Source organism: Pseudomonas sp. NPDC090233 (genome assembly GCF_044772285.1).
Taxonomy (GTDB): Bacteria; Pseudomonadota; Gammaproteobacteria; order Pseudomonadales; family Pseudomonadaceae; genus Aquipseudomonas.
Genome location: NZ_JBIVYQ010000003.1, coordinates 16,889 through 34,102, shown reverse-complemented (window position 1 = coordinate 34,102; position 17,214 = coordinate 16,889). Strand labels below are relative to the sequence as shown.

14 protein-coding genes are annotated in these 17,214 nt (G+C 65.0%); 3 read left to right on the top strand and 11 right to left on the bottom strand.

Annotation, left to right across the window (positions count from 1 at the left end; translation table 11 throughout):
• Positions 1-23: 23 nt before the first annotated feature.
• Both ACIQUF_RS08205 and ACIQUF_RS08200 read right to left on the bottom strand, forming a co-directional pair.
• Complete coding sequence (locus ACIQUF_RS08205; RefSeq protein WP_403130433.1) at positions 24-1,121, bottom strand: P1 family peptidase; 1,098 nt, start codon at positions 1,119-1,121, stop codon at positions 24-26.
• A 16-nt stretch (positions 1,122-1,137) separates the two neighbouring features.
• Entirely contained in the window at positions 1,138-2,487 is a 1,350-nt protein-coding gene (locus ACIQUF_RS08200; protein WP_403130431.1) for an APC family permease, read from the bottom strand.
• Positions 2,488-2,679: 192 nt separating this feature from the next.
• Between ACIQUF_RS08200 and ACIQUF_RS08195 the strand changes: the two genes are divergently transcribed.
• Complete coding sequence (locus ACIQUF_RS08195) at positions 2,680-3,480, top strand: response regulator transcription factor (protein ID WP_403130428.1); 801 nt, start codon at positions 2,680-2,682, stop codon at positions 3,478-3,480.
• 89 nt (positions 3,481-3,569) lie between these two features.
• Here the strand turns inward: ACIQUF_RS08195 and ACIQUF_RS08190 are convergent, their stop codons facing one another.
• The 5 genes from ACIQUF_RS08190 to ACIQUF_RS08170 form a co-directional block, all read right to left on the bottom strand.
• Complete coding sequence (locus ACIQUF_RS08190) at positions 3,570-4,814, bottom strand: NAD(P)/FAD-dependent oxidoreductase (RefSeq protein ID WP_403130426.1); 1,245 nt, start codon at positions 4,812-4,814, stop codon at positions 3,570-3,572.
• Positions 4,815-4,817: 3 nt separating this feature from the next.
• Positions 4,818-6,395, bottom strand: a complete 1,578-nt coding sequence (locus ACIQUF_RS08185; RefSeq protein WP_403130423.1) for an aldehyde dehydrogenase (NADP(+)) — start codon at positions 6,393-6,395, stop codon at positions 4,818-4,820.
• Between the two features lie 145 nt (positions 6,396-6,540).
• On the bottom strand, positions 6,541-7,488 hold the full coding sequence (locus ACIQUF_RS08180) for a dihydrodipicolinate synthase family protein (RefSeq protein ID WP_403130421.1): 948 nt from the start codon (positions 7,486-7,488) through the stop codon (positions 6,541-6,543).
• Positions 7,489-7,529: 41 nt separating this feature from the next.
• Positions 7,530-8,456 (bottom strand): 4-hydroxyproline epimerase, encoded by a 927-nt coding sequence (locus ACIQUF_RS08175; protein WP_403130418.1) that lies wholly within the window; start codon positions 8,454-8,456, stop codon positions 7,530-7,532.
• A gap of 22 nt (positions 8,457-8,478) precedes the next feature.
• A complete protein-coding gene (locus tag ACIQUF_RS08170; protein ID WP_403130415.1) occupies positions 8,479-10,095 on the bottom strand; it encodes an APC family permease in 1,617 nt (538 codons plus the stop codon).
• 258 nt (positions 10,096-10,353) lie between these two features.
• Between ACIQUF_RS08170 and ACIQUF_RS08165 the strand changes: the two genes are divergently transcribed.
• On the top strand, positions 10,354-11,130 hold the full coding sequence (locus ACIQUF_RS08165) for a helix-turn-helix domain-containing protein (RefSeq protein ID WP_403130412.1): 777 nt from the start codon (positions 10,354-10,356) through the stop codon (positions 11,128-11,130).
• Here the strand turns inward: ACIQUF_RS08165 and ACIQUF_RS08160 are convergent.
• The 3 genes from ACIQUF_RS08160 to moaA all read right to left on the bottom strand — a co-directional run bounded on the left by ACIQUF_RS08160 (position 11,118) and on the right by moaA (position 14,027).
• A complete protein-coding gene (locus ACIQUF_RS08160; RefSeq protein ID WP_403130409.1) occupies positions 11,118-12,005 on the bottom strand; it encodes a LysR family transcriptional regulator in 888 nt (295 codons plus the stop codon). The two genes, ACIQUF_RS08165 and ACIQUF_RS08160, sit on opposite strands and share 13 nt — an antisense overlap.
• A gap of 97 nt (positions 12,006-12,102) precedes the next feature.
• Positions 12,103-13,002: a bestrophin family protein gene (locus ACIQUF_RS08155; protein WP_403130407.1), complete on the bottom strand. Its 900-nt coding sequence runs from the start codon at positions 13,000-13,002 to the stop codon at positions 12,103-12,105.
• A gap of 20 nt (positions 13,003-13,022) precedes the next feature.
• Complete coding sequence (gene moaA / locus ACIQUF_RS08150; protein ID WP_403130404.1) at positions 13,023-14,027, bottom strand: GTP 3',8-cyclase MoaA; 1,005 nt, start codon at positions 14,025-14,027, stop codon at positions 13,023-13,025.
• A gap of 268 nt (positions 14,028-14,295) precedes the next feature.
• Here moaA and ACIQUF_RS08145 point away from each other — a divergent pair, with 268 nt between their 5' ends.
• Positions 14,296-16,626 carry an FdhF/YdeP family oxidoreductase gene (locus ACIQUF_RS08145; protein ID WP_403130402.1) on the top strand — a complete coding sequence of 777 codons (2,331 nt, stop codon included), beginning with the start codon at positions 14,296-14,298 and terminating at the stop codon, positions 16,624-16,626.
• Between the two features lie 100 nt (positions 16,627-16,726).
• On the opposite strand, the gene ACIQUF_RS08140 is transcribed toward ACIQUF_RS08145, so the two are convergent.
• On the bottom strand, positions 16,727-17,188 hold the full coding sequence (locus ACIQUF_RS08140; protein ID WP_403130399.1) for an Lrp/AsnC family transcriptional regulator: 462 nt from the start codon (positions 17,186-17,188) through the stop codon (positions 16,727-16,729).
• Between the last annotated feature and the right edge of the window lie 26 nt (positions 17,189-17,214).

Below are 17,214 nucleotides of genomic sequence, written 5' to 3'. Positions count from 1 at the left end.
GGTGAAGGCGGGGTCAAGGCGCCTTACGGGCGCCACCCCACCTCACGCAACGCCGCCAGCAACCGCTCGCCACCCAACCCCGGCACCAGCACGCCATCGGCCGTGTGCATATCCTCCCCAGCCAGCATCGCATTGACGATCGCTTCCTCCACCGCCTCTGCTGCCGCCATGAACAGTGGGGTGATGTGGTCGTTGTTGAGCATCTGCACCGCCTGGCTGAACGGCACGCCTTTACGCCCATAGGCCGCCGGTGGCAGCTGTTGATCGGCAGTCGAGAAGGCGACGAACAGATCGCCGCTGGCATCCTCGGTGCCCCCGCCGGTCCGCGCGATGCCAATCGATGCCCGCTGGGCCAGGCGCTGGCATTGATGTGGCAGCAGCGGCGCATCGGTGGCGATGATCACCACGATCGACCCCATGCCTGGCTCCCCGCGTTCGGCAAAGGGTGAAGGGCTGTCGTCTAGCACTCGACCCACCGGGTAACCATCGATTCGCAACTCACGGCGCTGGCCGTGGTTGGCTTGTACCAGCGCACCGACCGTCCAACCTCCCTGCTCGGGCGACAAGCGCCGTGAAGCGGTGCCGATACCGCCCTTGAACTCATGGCAGATCATGCCAGTACCGCCGCCCACCGCGCCCTCGGCTACCGACCCGGGCTCGGCGCGAGCCAGTGCTTGGTTCACCTGCTCAGGCCCCACATGTTGCCCCCAGATATCGTTGAGCAGGCCATCGAAAGTTTCCAGCACCACCGGCATGCACCAGTACACCGACGGGTCGGCCAGGCTGTCGCGCTCGGCGGCGATCAGGGCATCGCGCACCACGCCGACGCTGTGGGTATTGGTGATGGCGATCGGGGTGGTCAGCAGGCCCGCTTCACGGATCCACTCAAGGCCCGTGGCATCGCCATTGCCGTTGAGCACGTGGACGCCAGCGAAGCAGGGCGCCAGGCGGGCCGCTGCCGGGCGTGGCTGGACCACCGTCACCCCGGTGCGTACCTGTTTTCCATCAAGGTCGGCAAGCAAGGTGCTGTGGCCGACACGGACGCCGGGTACATCGGTGATGGCGTTGTAGGTTCCGGGTTGGCCAAGCCCCAGGGTGATGCCAAGTTGACGAGCGCGCATGGTGGCTCCTGTTGAGTCAGAGTTTCTGGAAGGCTGGGCTGAATTTGCCGTAGGTGCTGTAGAGGATCACCGAGACGGCCAGCAGCACGAGGATGATGAGGATGTCGCGAAGCGGCGCGCCAAGCAGGCCGCTGAGTAGCAGGTAGCCCGCGCCGACCACCGCCAGCAGCGCTGGCAGCGGCCACAAAGGCATGCGGTAAGGGTGCTCGCGGTCGCTGCGCAGCACGCGGCTGAACAATCCGCACAGTGCAACGGCCAGGTAGACCATCAGCAGCAACAGCACGGTGAAGGAGGTCATCTCCTCCAGGTTGGAGCTGAAGCTCAGCGCGGCAGAAGGTACGGCCAGGAGCAGGGTGGCCAGCCAGGGCGAGTCCCAGCGCGGATGGATGCGGGTGAACAGGTGGTTCAGCTTCGGCGTCCACAACTGGTCGCGGCCACTGCTGAAAATCACCCGCCCCGACTGAATGACGATGGCGATGATGGCGTTGAACACCGACAGGAAGATGCCGGCGCTGACCAGCCGCGACAGTGTCGGGTTGCCGTGGGCGTTGAGCAGGTAGCCAATCGGATCGCCACTGGCGAGCATATCCTTGAGTGACGGGGCGCCCAGCAGTAGTGCGCATATCGGCACTAGCTCGATCGCCACGACCAGTGCCAGCGACCACACGACCGCGCGATGGATGCTGCGCCCGCGATCTTTCATGTCCTCGGCCAGTACCACGGCTGCTCCAAAGCCGTTGTAAGCGAACAGCGCAGTGCCGATCGAGGCGAATATCAGTGCCCAGGGCGCAGCGGCCAGCAGGCCGTGATCGACGTGCTGGGGCGTGAACAACACGCTCAGAGGCTGGCTTACGTTGCCCAGCCCCAATGCCACGATCACCAGCACGGCCGCGACTTCGCATAGCAGAAACACGCCGGTGACCCAGGCATTCAGGCGGATGTTGAGAATGCCCAGGGCGTAGCTGCCGGCGACGATGGCCAGCGCTACCGCCTGGGTGTCGAATGCAGTGCCGAGCGCATTGTTCAGGTAAGTGGCGGCGCCGGTGGCCAGCACGGGCGGGATGAACAGCAGCGATACCAGCACGGTGAGAAAGGTGGCGTAACCGGCCATGCCGCCGAACACGCGCTTGGCATACACGTACTCGCCACCCGCCGAGCTGTGCGCGCGGCCCAGCTCGGCATAGCACCAGGCGAACATCAGTGCCAGCACGGCGGCCAAGACAAACGCCAGAAAAGCACCGCTGCCCGCCTGGGCAATGGCGAATGGCGCAATGACGAATACCGAACTGGCCGGGGTGACCGCCGAGACGGTGATCGCGACCACGTCGAGCATACCCAGGCTGGGTTTGAGCGCACTGTCGTGCATGTCGTTTTCCTCGAATTGTTATTGGGGGTTGAGGCAGTGACGAAAGAAGGGGCGCACGCTCGATTGGCGCGCTGCATGGGCTGCAATCTAGGCTTGGCCCTGGCGCTGGCCAATTACCCTTTGGGGTTACGCCCCTTGACGCGGGCGCTGTAAAGGCGGGAAATCAGCTCAGCGTTCACGGGAGCCGACACGATGCACAGCGTTTTTCATGAAGTCGGCATGCATGCCAACCTGGGCCGGACCATCGAGCAGATTGGCCAGCCGCGTTTCTGGAAGCAGCTGATCCTGCTGCTGCATCGCTGGCTGCCGTTCGATAACGCGCTGGCGGTGTTTTACCCCTTGAGCGGCACGCCCCTGGTGCAGGAGGAACACGACGCCACGCCGCAGGCAGGCGCGGCGGCGATGGCGTTGTACTTGAGCGGGTTGTACCAGCTCGACCCGTTCTACCTGGCCTGCCAGGACGCGGTGGGCAGTGGCCTGTATCGCCTGGATGAGGTGGCGCCGGACCAGTTTCACCAGAGCGAGTACTACATCAGCTGGTTCCAGGCCAACGTCCTGAATGACGAAGTGCAGTTCATCCTGCAGCTCCCGAGCCAAGGCGCACTGACCCTGTCGCTGGGCCGGGCGCAGGCGTTCGATGCCGAACAGTACGGCGTGCTGGCGATGCTTTGCCCGTGGGTGCTGGCGCTGATGCAGCAGCATTGGCAGGCCGGCCGCAAACCCATGCAGGCGCAGGGCGAGCCGGTCGCGGTTCAGGTGCGCGATGCGCTCAGTCAGTTCGGTGCGGGGGTGTTGTCCGAGCGTGAGCTGGAGATCGCCCGGCTGATCTTGCGGGGGTTTTCGTCAAAGGCCATGGCCGAGCGGCTGGCGATTTCGCCGGAGACGGTCAAGGTGCATCGGCGGCATCTTTACACCAAGCTCGACATCTCGTCGCAGCCGGAGTTGTTTTCGCTGTTTCTGCAGTCGTTGGGGCATGATCCGCAGAATCCTTGATGTCAGTGCGGGCCTCATCGCGGATGAATCCGCTCCTACAGGCGGCGAGCCCGTAGGAGCGGATTCATCCGCGATGAGGCCCGCACAGGCTAGAACCGATCCAACCGATAAGCCCCCATCCCTGAGCTACCCTCAGCCAACCCCCCAACCCATTCCGCCGTCACCGCCGCCTGGGTCAACCCCAAATGCTGATGCCCGAACGCAAGCAGCACCCGCCCATCGCACACCCGGTCGATCACCGGCAACGAATCCGGCAACGAAGGCCTGAACCCCATCCACGGCGTCGCCCCCTCAGCACTCAAATCATGCTGGAACAAGCCCTTGCTCAACCGGTGCAACTGCCACGCCCGCTGCATGCTCGGCGGCGCATCCAGCCCGGCAAACTCCACCGTGCCGGCCAGGCGCAGGCCCTCGGCCATCGGCGTCATGATGAACTTGCGCTCCAGCGAAGTGACGGCGAACGGCAAGCGCTGCTGCTCACCGGGCAGCATCAGGTGATAGCCGCGCTCGGTGTCCAGTGGTACCTGTTTGCCAGTCAGGGAGGCGGTCAACTGTGCGGAGTGCGCGCCACAACTGATGAGCACCTGCCGCGCGTTGAACGTGCCCTGATCGCTGCTCAACTGCACGCCATCCGCACTCAACCGGCCGCCACCGACCTGCGCCTGAACAAAGCGCACGCCACTGGCCCTGGCCGCTTCGAACAATTCACAGACCACCTGGTACGGGTCGATGAAATGCCCGGTACGGGGGAAGAACAGGCCGCCCAGTAGTGACGGGCTCAACTGTGGCGCGGCCATGCGCACCGCGTCGGCTGACCAGAATTCCACCGGCACCGCTTGCTGTTGCATTCGGGCGCGCAATGCCTCCAACACCTCACGCGACTCGGCGCGCTCGAACACCAGCAACGAGCCATCTTCCTTGAACAGGTCGCTACGCCCGATGGAGCCGAGCAGGCGCTGCCAGGCGCCGAGGCTGCCTTCGTTCAGCGCACGGATGCCAGCCACGCTGCGCTGGAACGGCGCTGGGCGCAGGTTGAGCAGCAGCCGGGTGAACCAGGGCAGGGCCTTGGGCAGGTATTTCCAGTCCAGGCGCAGCGGGCCCATCGGGTCCAGCAGCATGCGCGGCAGGCGCTTGAGGATCGACAGGTCGGCGATCGGGAACACCTGCTCGGTGGCCAGGTGCCCGGCGTTGCCGTAGGAGGCGCCGTGGCCTGGAGGCTGGCGGTCGATCAGCAGCACCCGGCGGCCCTGTCGGGCCAGTTGCAGGGCGCAGGCGACGCCGACGATGCCGGCGCCGACCACGGCGATATCGGTTTCAGGGGAGGCATCGCGCATGGTTCAGCGTTCCCGTTGGCCGTCGAGTAAGCGCCGCAATTGCAGCGGGTTGCCCTGTTTCAAGGCTTGCGGCAGCAAGGCATCAGGGAAGTTCTGGTAGCACACCGGGCGCAGGAAACGCAGGATCGCCGCAGTCCCGACCGAGGTGCTGCGGGCGTCGGACGTTGCCGGGAACGGCCCGCCGTGGACCATCCCATCGCACACTTCCACCCCGGTCGGCCAGCCGTTGACCAGAAGGCGACCGGCTTTGCGCTCAAGCGTTGGCAGCAGGCGGCGGGCACTGGCGAGGTCGGCGTCGTCCAGGTGCAGGGTCGCGGTCAGTTGGCCTTCAAGATGTTCGGCGACCTGGCGCACTTGCTCATCGCTGTCACAGACGACTACCAGAGAAGCGGCGCCGAACACCTCGGCCTGCAACGCTGGGTCCGCCAGGAATGCGCTGGCCTGGGTGACGAACAGCTGCGCCTGGCATTGGTTCGGGCCTTGTGAGGGTTGGCCGCTGGCCGCGACCTGGGTATTGGCGTTTTCGGCCAGCGCGCCGACACCGGCTTCATAGGCGCTGAAGATGCCTGGCGTAAGCATGGTCTGCGCCGCCGCCTGGCGTACATGCTCGCTGGCGGCGGCGATGAAGCGATGCAGCGCCGGGCCTTGGCGGGCGATCACCAGGCCGGGGTTGGTGCAGAACTGGCCGGCGCCCTGGGTCAGCGACGCGACGAAGCCTTGTGCCAACGCTTCGCCACGGGCCTGCAACGCCGCGTCGAACAGGAACACCGGGTTGATCGAGCTCATCTCGGCATACACCGGGATCGGTTCTGGCCGCGCCTGGGCCGCCTGGCACAGGGCGATCCCGCCGTTGCGCGAGCCGGTGAAACCAACCGCCTTGATGCGCGGATCGCTGACCAGGGCGATGCCGACTTCGCGGCCTGCGCCGTACAACATCGAGAACACGCCCTCCGATAGGCCGCACAGTTGCACAGCGCGGGCCACGGCCTGGCCGACCAGCTCACTGGTGCCCGGGTGGGCGCCATGCGCCTTGACCACCACCGGGCAACCGGCCGCCAGGGCCGAGGCGGTGTCACCACCGGCCACCGAAAAGGCCAGGGGGAAATTGCTGGCGCCGAACACTGCGACCGGGCCGAGGGCTACCTGGCGTTGGCGCAGGTCGGCGCGGGGCAGTGGCTGGCGTTCCGGCAGTGCATTGTCGACCCGTACATCCAGCCATTCGCCGCTGCGTACCACGCGGGCGAAGGTGCGCAATTGGCCGCAAGTGCGGCCACGCTCGCCCTGGATACGTGCCCTGGGCAGGCCGCTTTCGGCCACGGCGCGGTCGATCAGGGGATCGCCTAACGCTTCGATCTGGTCGGCGATGGTTTCGAGAAACGCGGCGCGTTGCGCCAGCGAGGTTTCGCGGTAGTCGTCGAACGCTGCCCAGGCCAGTGCGCAGGCTTGGGCCACGTGTTCGGCGGTGCCGCCGGCATAGGCGGGTTCGAGGGCCTGGTTGGTGGCCGGGTCGATGGCGCGGATCGCTTCGCGGCTGCCGGTCACGGCGCGCTGGCCGATCAGCAGGTTGCCTGTCAGGGTCATGGAGCCTCCTTCAAAATCTGGTCTAGTACCTACCCTGTGGGAGCGGCTTCAGCCGCGAACACCGGCAAAGCCGGTGCCATCCACCGCGTCGTTGGCTTCGCGGCTAAAGCCGCTCCCACAGGGAATTTGCAGTCCTTGCCCTGGATCAGGCGACGTTCTGCTCAGCCGACCAGCTCGCATACCAGGTGCGGAACAGCGCGTACTGCTGCTCGGCGTAGTTGCGCTGGGCGTCGCTGAGCGCGTCGGTTTCGTTGAAGTGCAGGCTGTACTCAGTGTCACCGTTGAGCACCATCAGGTGCTTGTAGTACAGCACCAGGTCGCAACCTTCATCGAACGACGACAGCACCGCCAGCGCCGACTCCAGTTCACGCGCCAGGCGCCGGGCCTTGGCGTCGCCCTTGGCGGCCTGCTTGCTCAGGCTCACCAACTGCAGCACTTCACGCGGCAAGGCGTTGCCGATACCGGTGATGGCACCGGTGGCGTTGCAGTTGACGAAGCCATGCACCACCTGGGTATCGACGCCGACCATCAGGGTCACGTCGTCGTCCTTGGAGGTGATGTGCTCGGCGGCGTAGCGCAGCTCGGCGCCGCCGCCGAACTCCTTGAAGCCGATCAGGTTCGGGTACTCGCGGCGCAGTTCGAAGAACAGGTCGGCGCGGGTGGCGAAGCCGTAGTACGGGCTGTTGTAGATCACCGCCGGCAACTTCGGTGCGGCCTGCAGAATGGCTGCGAAGTGGTGCTTCTGGGCGCTCAATGAGGCGCCGCGCGACAGCACGCGAGGGATGACCATCAGGCCGGCGGCACCGACCTTGGCCGCGTGGGCGGCGTGGGCGACTGCTTCACGGGTATTCACCGCACCGGTGCCGACGATGGTCGGGATGCCGGCGGCCACCAGGCGCGCCACGCCTTCCTGGCGCTCGGCCTCGGTCAGCAGCGGCCAGTCGCCCATCGAGCCGCAGTACACCACCGCGCTCATGCCGGCATCGATCAGCTCGCGGCCCTTGCGCACCAGGGCGTCGAAGTCCGGCTTGCGTTCGGCGGTGCATGGGGTCATCAGGGCGGGCATGGTGCCGGTGAAGATGTTGTGGGTCATTGTTGTCACTCCTGGCGGTATTCAGTTGGGAAAGCGCGGGGTCAGATGCCCCAGGCAAAAGGATCTTGTTCGTCGATCAACAGGGTGCTGTCGGCAGTCATGTAGGCGCGGCCGGTGATGAACGGGCGAATACGCTCGCCCTCACGCTCGTAACGGCCATGGAACTGGCTGCCGGTGATGCTCGCCTGGACCCAGGTCTGGCCCTCGGCGAGCTTGCCGTCGGCGGCCAGGCAGGCCAGCTTGGCGCTGGTGCCGGTGCCGCAGGGCGAGCGGTCGTAGGCCTTGCCGGGGCACATGACGAAGTTGCGACTGTCGGCATGAGGGTCGTCGGCGAACAGCTCGACATGGTCGATGGGGGCGCCGTTTTCACCGGTAATGCCCTGGGCTTCCAGGGCCTTGAGCATGGCCCAGGTGTACTCGGTCAGGGCTTCGCGGTTATCCAGCGCGATGCGCTGGCCATGCTCGGCCACCAGGAAGAACCAGTTGCCACCCCAGGCGATGTCGCCGTGCACCACGCCGTGGCCTGGCACCTCGACCGGCACGTGCTGGCGGTAGCGGTAGGACGGCACGTTGCCGACCGTGACCGCGCCATCGTCATGCAGGGTGGCGCTGACCTGGCCAACCGGCGTGTCGATCAGGTGCTCGCCAGGCTCGATCAGGCCCAGGTGCCGCAGCGAGGCGACCAGGCCGATGGTGCCGTGGCCGCACATGTTCAGGTAGCCGGCGTTGTTGAAGAAGATCACCCCGCAAGTGGCACCTGGCGATACCGGCGGGCAGTGCAGCGCGCCGACCAGTACATCGTTGCCGCGTGGCTCCAGCAGGCATGCGCGGCGCCACGGGTCGTGCAGCTCGCGCAGTTCGTCGCGCTGCTCGGCCATGCTGCGGCCGTGCAGTTGCGGGAAGCCTTCGAACACCAGGCGGGTCGGTTCGCCGCCGGTATGCGAGTCGATGACGTGAACGTGTTTCATGGTCATGTCCATTCAGTAAGGGTCAGGAGGCGACGGCAGCAGGGCGCTGGTCGCTGAAGGTGGCGTCGGCGGCTTCGCTTTCGTCCTCGCCTTCCAGGCGCACCAGGTGAGCCGGCACGCCAGTCGCGGCGCCCCAGTAGTAGATGCCCAGGGCACAAAGGGCGACGACCACGGTGTCGAGCGGGTGGCCGATGACGCCCAGGCCGCCGAAGCTGCCGAGCCAGGAGAGCAGGATGGTCACCGCGTAGAAGCCGATCAGCCAGGCGGACGAGCGCACCTGCTGGCCCAGTGACAAGTGTTCGGTCGGAACGAAGCGGCGGCACAGCAGGTACAGCACGAACATCACGATCTGCAGGGCCAGCAGCCACGACACGGTTTTCCAGCCAGACCAGTAGACGATCAGCGCAGCGATGATGAACGACAGCGGGCCGAGTACAGCCATGCCCTTGACCCGGAACGGGCGCGGCATGTCCGGGGCATTGCGGCGCAGGGCGGCGACGGTGACCGGCGCCACGGCGTAGCTCAGCACCAGCGCCGCCGAGACCACGTTGATCAGCGCTTCCCAGGACGGGAACGGCAGGGTCCAGAACACCGACAGAGCAAAGGTCAACCACAGCGCCGGGCGCGGAATGCCGGACTGTTCATCGATGCGGGTGAAGTACTTGAAGAAGGTGCCGGTCTGCGCCCAGCCATAGACCACGCGCGGGGTGGCGTTCATGTAGATGTTGCCGCAGCCGCTGGGCGAGATCACAGCGTCGGCCACCACCAGGTAGGCCAGCCAGCCCACGCCCAGGGCCAGGGCGATGTCGCGGTAAGGCAGGGCCAGTTCCTTGGTCACCGCAGCCCAGCCGTTGCTGAGCATTTCGGTCGGCACGCTGCCGAGGAAGGCCAGCTGCAGCAGCGCATAGATCGCGGTGGACAGCAGCACCGAAAGGATCAGCGCGATGGGGATGGTGCGTTGCGGGTTCTTCACTTCGCTGGCCACCGAGATGATCGGCGTCAGGCCCAGGTAGGCGAAGATGATGCCACCGGCCGACACCGCCATTTCCACGCCAGACATGCCGAACGGGGCGAAGCCCTGAACCTCGAAGTTCTCCGGTTTGAAGAAGGTGAACAGCACACCGATGACCAGCAACGGCACGATGAACTTGAACACGCTGACCAGGTTGTTGGCCTTGGCGAAGGTCTTCACGCTGCGGTAGTTGAGCAGGAAGAACAGCCCCAGCAGGGCGAACTGCACCAGCCAGCCGAGCACCGTCGGGTCACTGGAGCCGGCCTTGGTCAGCCCGGGGAACCACGCGGCGGCGTACTGGCGCGAGGCGACCACTTCGATTGCGATCAGACTGGAGAAGGCGATCAGGGTGATGAAGCCCATCAGGTAGCCGAGCAACGGGCCGTGCGAGTACACCGGGTAGCGCACCACGCCACCGGCGCGGGGCAACGCGGCGCCGAGCTCGCAGTAGACGATGCCCAGTAGCAGCACGGCGAAACCGCCGAGGAACCAGGAGAGGATGCCGGCCGGCCCGGCGATGGCCGATACGTGGCTGGCGGCGAACAGCCAGCCGGAGCCGAAGATGGCGCCGAGGCCGATGAAGGTGAGGTCGAGCAACGACAGCTGTTTCTTGAATTTGCCTGACATGGGTGCGCCTTTTTGTAGGTTTTGGATAGGCAGGTCTGATGTCACGTGATGCGGCTTTTCGGGCCGCGCTCTTGTAGGGATTGGGCGGCTTGCGTGGGGCATAGAGTGGACCGATCGAGGCGACGGTTCTTGATGGTTTTCTGCAGGGGAGATGACGAAATCGGCACAGTTGCAGAAATCGGTGGCGGCTTGCTGGGTATCCTGGATAGGCTGAAGGCCCTGTTGTAAATGGGCTGCAGCCTCAACAGAGAGATCGAGATGACCCAAGACCCACTGTCGATCCTGTCCAATTCCCTCGACCAGCACCGCCCCGCCACGCTGGAAGCGCTGCTGGCCGGGGTATCCCTGCTACTGCCCATCCTTGACGCCATCCCCAACGCCGCCATCTTCATCAAGGACCCTGACGCCCGCTACGTGCTGGCCAATACCACGCTGGTCCAACGCTGCGGCCTCAAGCGCCTGCAGCCATTACTGGGCAAGACCAGCGCCGAGGTCTTTCCGGTGCAACTTGGCCCCGGCTATACAGAGCAGGACCGCCGCGTGCTCAAGGAGGGTCTGGTCCTCGAAGACCAGCTGGAACTACACCTGTACGGCAGCCGCGAACCGGGCTGGTGCCTGACGCACAAGCGCCCTCTGCGCAATCCGGCGGGGGAGATCATCGGCCTGGTGGGCATTTCGGTCGACCTGCAGTCAGCCGCCGACACACATCCCGCCTATCAGCGCCTGGCCGCCGTGGACGAGCACATTCGCCGGCATTTTCACCAGCCGATCAGCCTGGGCGAATTGACCCGCATCGCCGGGATTTCCGTGGCGCAACTGGAGCGTTACTGCAAGCGCGTGTTCCACCTCACGCCCCGGCAGATGATCCACAAGGCGCGGCTGGAGCACGCCCACCGCTTGCTACACAGCGAATTGCCGATCACCGAGGTGGCGATGCAGTGCGGCTACACCGACCACAGCGCCTTCAGCCGCCAGTTCAAACAGCTGACTGGCTTCACGCCCCGGCAGTATCGCCAGGCGACTCAGCTGGACTGAAACAGCAATTTCGCTTCGTCGAAACACTGCTCGGCAATCGCCGAACGCGGCTCGCTGCGGCGCAGCAGCAGGCCGACAGGGCTGTGGATGCTGGCGTCTGCGATTGGGATGATACGCATGTGATCGCTCAAGTCCTCCAGCCCGCAACCGAGCGGCATGATCGCGCAGCACACGCCGGTGTTGATCGCCTGAACCAGCTGGAAGCTGGAGTCGCTTTCCAGCACGGCATTGGGCTCCAGGCTGCGGCTGCGGAAGCTCAGGTCCAGGGACTGCCGGTAGTGCATGCCTTTGCTCAGCAGGCCCAGGGGGATGTCGGCGAGGTCTTCCCAGCGCAGGGTCTCGGCCTCGAATTGGAAGTGCCGGGTATCGTGCAGCAGGCCCATGGTGGTGGTGCCCAGCTCGATCACTTCGAAGAAGTTGGCATTGACCTGGTCGAGGTAGCAGATACCAAGGTCGAGCTGGTTGCGGCTCAGGCCATCCATGATCTGCTCGGTGCTGTGCGAGCTGAGCTGGAATTGCAGCTCGGGGTATTTTTCGCGCAGCGGCAGCAGCAATTGCATCGGGTTGAAACTGGCCAGCGGCACGGTGCCCAGGCGCAGGCTGCCGACCACCTGGCCCCGGCAGCTGGCGGCCTCGGCCTGCAGGCCATCGTGGGCGGCGAGCAGGGTGCGGGCCCAGGCCAGGATGCGCTCGCCGGCTTCGGTAAAGCCCTCGAAACGCTGGCCACGCTTGACCAGCACCAGGTCCAGTTCGTCCTCCAGGTTGCGCAGGCGCATGGACAGGGTCGGCTGGGTGATATGGCACAGCGCCGCAGCCTGGCCGAAGTGGCGGGTCTGGTCGAGGGCGATGAGGAACTTGAGCTGCTTGATGTCCATGGGAGTGCCTGGCGTCTGGGTAAGGTGACCTTAACCAAGTCGGCGATAGATGTCATCGATCAGTCGGTACATAGTATCGATCGGACACTGCAGGCCTTCAGCTCAATACATGCTCCACCGGCAGCAATGCCGGTGGCAGCGGCTGCACCCCCAGCGCCGCCAGCACATCCCGCTCTACCGTGCGCACCATTGCATCGGTCGGCAAGTCGTTCTCATCCCGCCCGAACGGGTCTTCCAATTCGTTTCCGATCGCATCCAGGCCGAAGAAGGTGTAGCCGACGATTGTGGTGAACAGCGGCGCCAACCATCCTAGCGGTTCGGCCAGGGCGAACGGCAACAGCAGGCAGAAGATGTAGATGGTGCGGTGCAGCAGCAGGGTGTAGGGGAACGGCAGCGGTGTGCCCTTGATCCGCTCGCAAGTGGCCTGCACCTCCGTCAGCCCGACCAGACGCTGCTCCAGCAGGCTGTAGCGCCAGTCACTGATCTGTTGCTGTGCGGCCAGGCGCGAACACTGAGCGCCCAGCTCACGCAAAATCCCGTCGCAGACATTGTGCGGGCTGATCGCAACTGGGCTGGCCAGCCAAGGGCGGGCCGCCGCCAGATCATCTTCATTGCGCAGCCGTGCGTTCAGCGCATGGGCAAAACCGCACAGGTTGCGCAGCAGCTCGGCTCGCAACTGTTCGTCGGCGATCACCACACTCTCACGCACGAACGAGCGGGTCTCGATGATCAGTTTGCCCCAGGCCTTGCGCCCCTCCCACCAGCGGTCGTAGCAGGCGTTGTTGCGAAAGCTCATGAAAATCGACAGCGACAGGCCGAGCAGGGTGAAGGGTGTGGCGCTGACCGGGTAGAAAAACGCCGGATAGTGGCGCTCGACCAGTACGATCAGCGCGGCCAGCAAGGTGACCATCAGGCAGCGCAAGGCGATGCGCTTGACGATCGAACCCTTGAGGGTGAACAGCACGCGCAGCACATCGGGGCGGGAGTGGACGATCATGGAGGTCCAGAGGCGGCCGATCAGCCGCCGGTCATGTTCATGAAACGCAGGATCTGCACGTCGCCACCTACTTCGAAGTGATGGCGGTAAGGCTTGAGGTGCAGCGAGGCGCGGATGGCTTTTTCCAGCCGCTCGGCATCGCCCGGGTGGGCGCGCAGCACCTGCTTGAGGTCCATCGAGTGTTCGTTGCCCAGGCACAGCAGCAGGCGGCCTTCGACGGTCAGGCGCACGCGATTGCAGGTGGCGCAGAAGTTGTGGCTGTGGGGCGAGATGAAGCCAACGCGGGTGTTGGGCGCTTCGGCCAGGCGCCAGTAGCGGGCCGGGCCTTGCGACGATTCGGTCGATTCGACCAGGGTGAACTGCTCGGCCAGGCGCGCGCGCACTTCGTCACTGGAGCAGAACGACTCGCCGCGCTCATGTTCGCTGATTACGCCCAGCGGCATTTCTTCGATGAAGGTGATGTCCAGCTCGCGGTCGATGGCAAAGCGCACCAGGTCGACCAGCTCGTGGTCGTTGCGGCCCTTGAGCACCACGCAGTTGAGCTTGATGCGCTGGAAACCGGCGCGGCGGGCGGCGTCGATGCCGGCGATCACCTGGGCGAGGTCGCCGGTGCGGGTCAGCTGCTTGAAGCGCTCGGTGTCGAGGCTGTCGAGGCTGATGTTCAGGCGCGAAAGCCCAGCGTCGAACAGCGGCTGGGCCAGGCGGCCGAGTTGTGAGCCATTGCTGGTCATGCACAGTTCGCGCAGGCCGGGCAGGGCGGCGATGCGCCCGCACAGCTCGACGATGCCCTGGCGCACCAGCGGTTCGCCACCGGTGAGGCGGATCTTGCGAGTCCCCAGGGCGACGAAGCGCTCGGCCACCTGGAACAGTTCTTCGAGGCTGAGGATCTGCTGGCGCGGCAGGAACTGCATGTCTTCGGCCATACAGTAGACGCAACGGAAGTCGCAGCGGTCCGTGACCGACATCCGCAGGTAGTCGATTTTGCGATTGAAGCCGTCGATCAGGGCCCGGCTGTTCTGTTCCACGTTCGCGCTCGGCAGAGGGAGGAATACAAGGTTCAAGCTATAACCTGCGCCGCCCCCCGTCAAATTGCTTTCCCCGACTGTTTGATCAATCTCCTCTATCAAGGCTGCAGGCTTTGTATCCCAAGGCCCTGGCAGCGTGATCGAAACGGCTTATCACGCTGTAAGACATTTCGATTGGACGGCTCTATGCCGGCATCCATAGGCTGGAAATAAGCACCGGACGACACGATCCGCTGCATTTTTCGATGCCCGCGTGAGGATTGACCGCATGAGCCAGGACCAACACATCAGGGACTACAAGGGGCCTGCCGCCGGCTGGGGCGCGCTGAAAAGCGTGACCAAGAGCTGGCTGGGCAGCGAAAATGCCTTCAAGAACCTGCGGGCCATGCTCAAGACCAACCAGAACGGCGGTTTCGACTGCCCGGGCTGCGCCTGGGGCGAGTCGCCGGAAAGCGACATGGTCAAGTTCTGCGAAAACGGCGCCAAGGCGGTGAACTGGGAAGCCACCGGCCGCTCGGTGGACCCGGCATTCTTCGCCAAGTACAGCGTCAGCGCGCTCAAGGACCAGACTGATTACTGGCTCGAATACCAGGGTCGCCTCACCCACCCGATGCGCTACGACGCGGCCACCGACCACTACGTCGAAACCACCTGGCAAGAGGCGTTCGAGCTGATCGCCAAGCACCTGCGGGCGCTGGAATCGCCCGATCAGGCCGAGTTCTACACCTCGGGCCGGGCCAGCAACGAAGCGGCGTTCCTCTACCAGCTGTTCGTCCGCGCCTATGGCACCAACAATTTCCCCGACTGCTCGAACATGTGCCACGAAGCCAGTGGTGTGGGCATGTCGCAAACCCTCGGGGTGGGCAAGGGCACCGTGGTGTTCCATGACCTGGAGCTGGCCGACGCGATCTTCGTCATTGGTCAGAACCCCGGCACCAACCACCCGCGCATGCTCGAACCGCTGCGCGAGGCGGTCAAGCGCGGCGCCCAGGTGGTGTGTTTCAACCCGCTCAAGGAGCGCGGCCTGGAGCGCTTTCAGCATCCGCAGCACCCGCTGGAGATGCTCAGCAACGGCTCCGAACCCACCACCAATGCCTATTTTCGTCCAGCCCTGGGCGGCGACATGGCGGCCATACGCGGCATGGCCAAGTTCCTCCTGCAGTGGGAGCGCGAGGCCCAGGCCAAGGGTGAGCCTGCCGTGTTCGACCACGCCTTCATCGCCGAGCACACCAGCGGCGTCGATGACTACCTGGCGGCAGTGGACGCCACCTCCTGGGAGCATATCGTCGAGCAGTCGGGCCTGACCCTGGCTGAGATCGAACTGGCCGCGCGCATGTACCGCAAGGCCGAACGGGTGATCATGTGCTGGGCCATGGGCGTCACCCAGCACCGCCATTCGGTGCCGACCGTGCAGGAAATCGTCAACCTGCAGCTGCTGCGCGGCAACGTCGGCAAACCCGGCGCCGGCCTGTCGCCGGTGCGCGGCCACAGCAACGTGCAGGGCGACCGCACGATGGGCATCGACGAGAAGCCCAAGGCCGCGCTGCTCGACGCCCTGGAAAAACGCTTCCACTTCCGCGCCCCACGCGCCCACGGGCACAACGCGGTGCTGGCGATCCAGGCCATGGAAGAGCAACGCGCCAAGGTGTTCATCGCGCTCGGCGGCAACTTCGCCCAGGCCACCCCGGACACGCCACGCACCCACGCGGCGCTGCGCAATTGCGCGCTGACCGTGCAGATTTCCACCAAGCTCAACCGCTCGCACCTGGTCACTGGCCGCGACGCGCTGATCCTGCCCTGCCTGGGCCGTACCGAAATCGACCTGCAGGCCGGCGGGCCACAAGGCGTTACCGTGGAAGACACCTTCAGCATGGTGCACATTTCCCACGGCCAGCTGCGCCCGCGTTCGCCGCACATGCGCTCGGAGCCGTGGATCATCGCCGGCATGGCCAAGGCCACCCTGGGCAACCAGCCGATCGACTGGGAATACGCCGTGGCCGATTACGGCCGCATTCGCAGCATGATCGCCGACGTCATCCCGGGCTTTGCCGACTTCAACCAGCGCCTGGAGCAGCCGGGAGGTTTCCACCTGGGCAACAGCGCAGCCGAGCGCAACTGGCGCACGGCAACCGGCAAGGCGCGTTTCTGTGCCAGCCAGCTGCCCGAGCAGTTGGTAAACGCACAGGTGCTGGCGCGGGGCGACAAGCCGGACCTGATCCTGCAGACAATGCGTTCTCATGACCAGTACAACACCACGTTGTATGGGCTGGATGACCGCTACCGAGGGGTGTTCGGGTTGCGTGAAGTGGTGTTCGTCAGCGAGGCGGACATCAGCCGGCTGGGCTTCGAACCGGGTGAGCAGGTGGACCTGGTGTCGCTGTGGGAGGACGGTGTGGAGCGGCGGGTGTCGGGGTTCAGGCTGGTGGCGTATGACATTCCGGATGGGCAGGCGGCGGCCTACTATCCGGAGACCAATCCGCTAGTGCCGCTGGAGAGTTATGGCGAGGGGACGTATACGCCGACGTCGAAGTTTGTGGCGATTCGATTGGAGAAGGCCAAGGCGGGGAACCGGATTGCGGCGGTGCTGGCGGCGGATTGATGGGTTGACTGGGCTGGCCCTTCGCGGATGAATCCGCTCCTACGGGGATCGCAATTTCCCCTGTAGGAGCGGATTCATCCGCGATGAGGGCACCACCGATTCAGGATCGGTGCACGGGAAACGCCGTGGTGTATTTCATCTGCTCCATGGCAAAACTGGAGGTGATGTTGGACAACCCATCGGTGCTGTTGATCAGCTTCTTGTAGAACCGGTCATAGGCCGCGATATCACCCACCACCACGCGCAGCATGTAATCCCAATCCCCGGACATGCGGTAGAACTCCATCACTTCCTCGAAGCCCTTCACCGTCGTGGCAAACTGCTCCAGCCAGGCGCTGTCGTGGCGCTGGGTCTTGAGTTGGACGAACACCGTCAGCCCCAGCCCCAGGCGCTCGGGGTCGAGCAGGGCGACACGGCCGAGTATGTAGCCGTCTTCTTCCAGGCGCTTGACCCGCTTCCAGCACGGCGTGGTGGACAGGTTGACGGCTTCGGCCAGGTCCTTCAGCGATATCGACGCGTCGCGCTGGAGCAGGGTGAGAATGTGCTGGTCGAAGCTGTCCATATCGGTCACGGCTGGCTGAGAAAAAT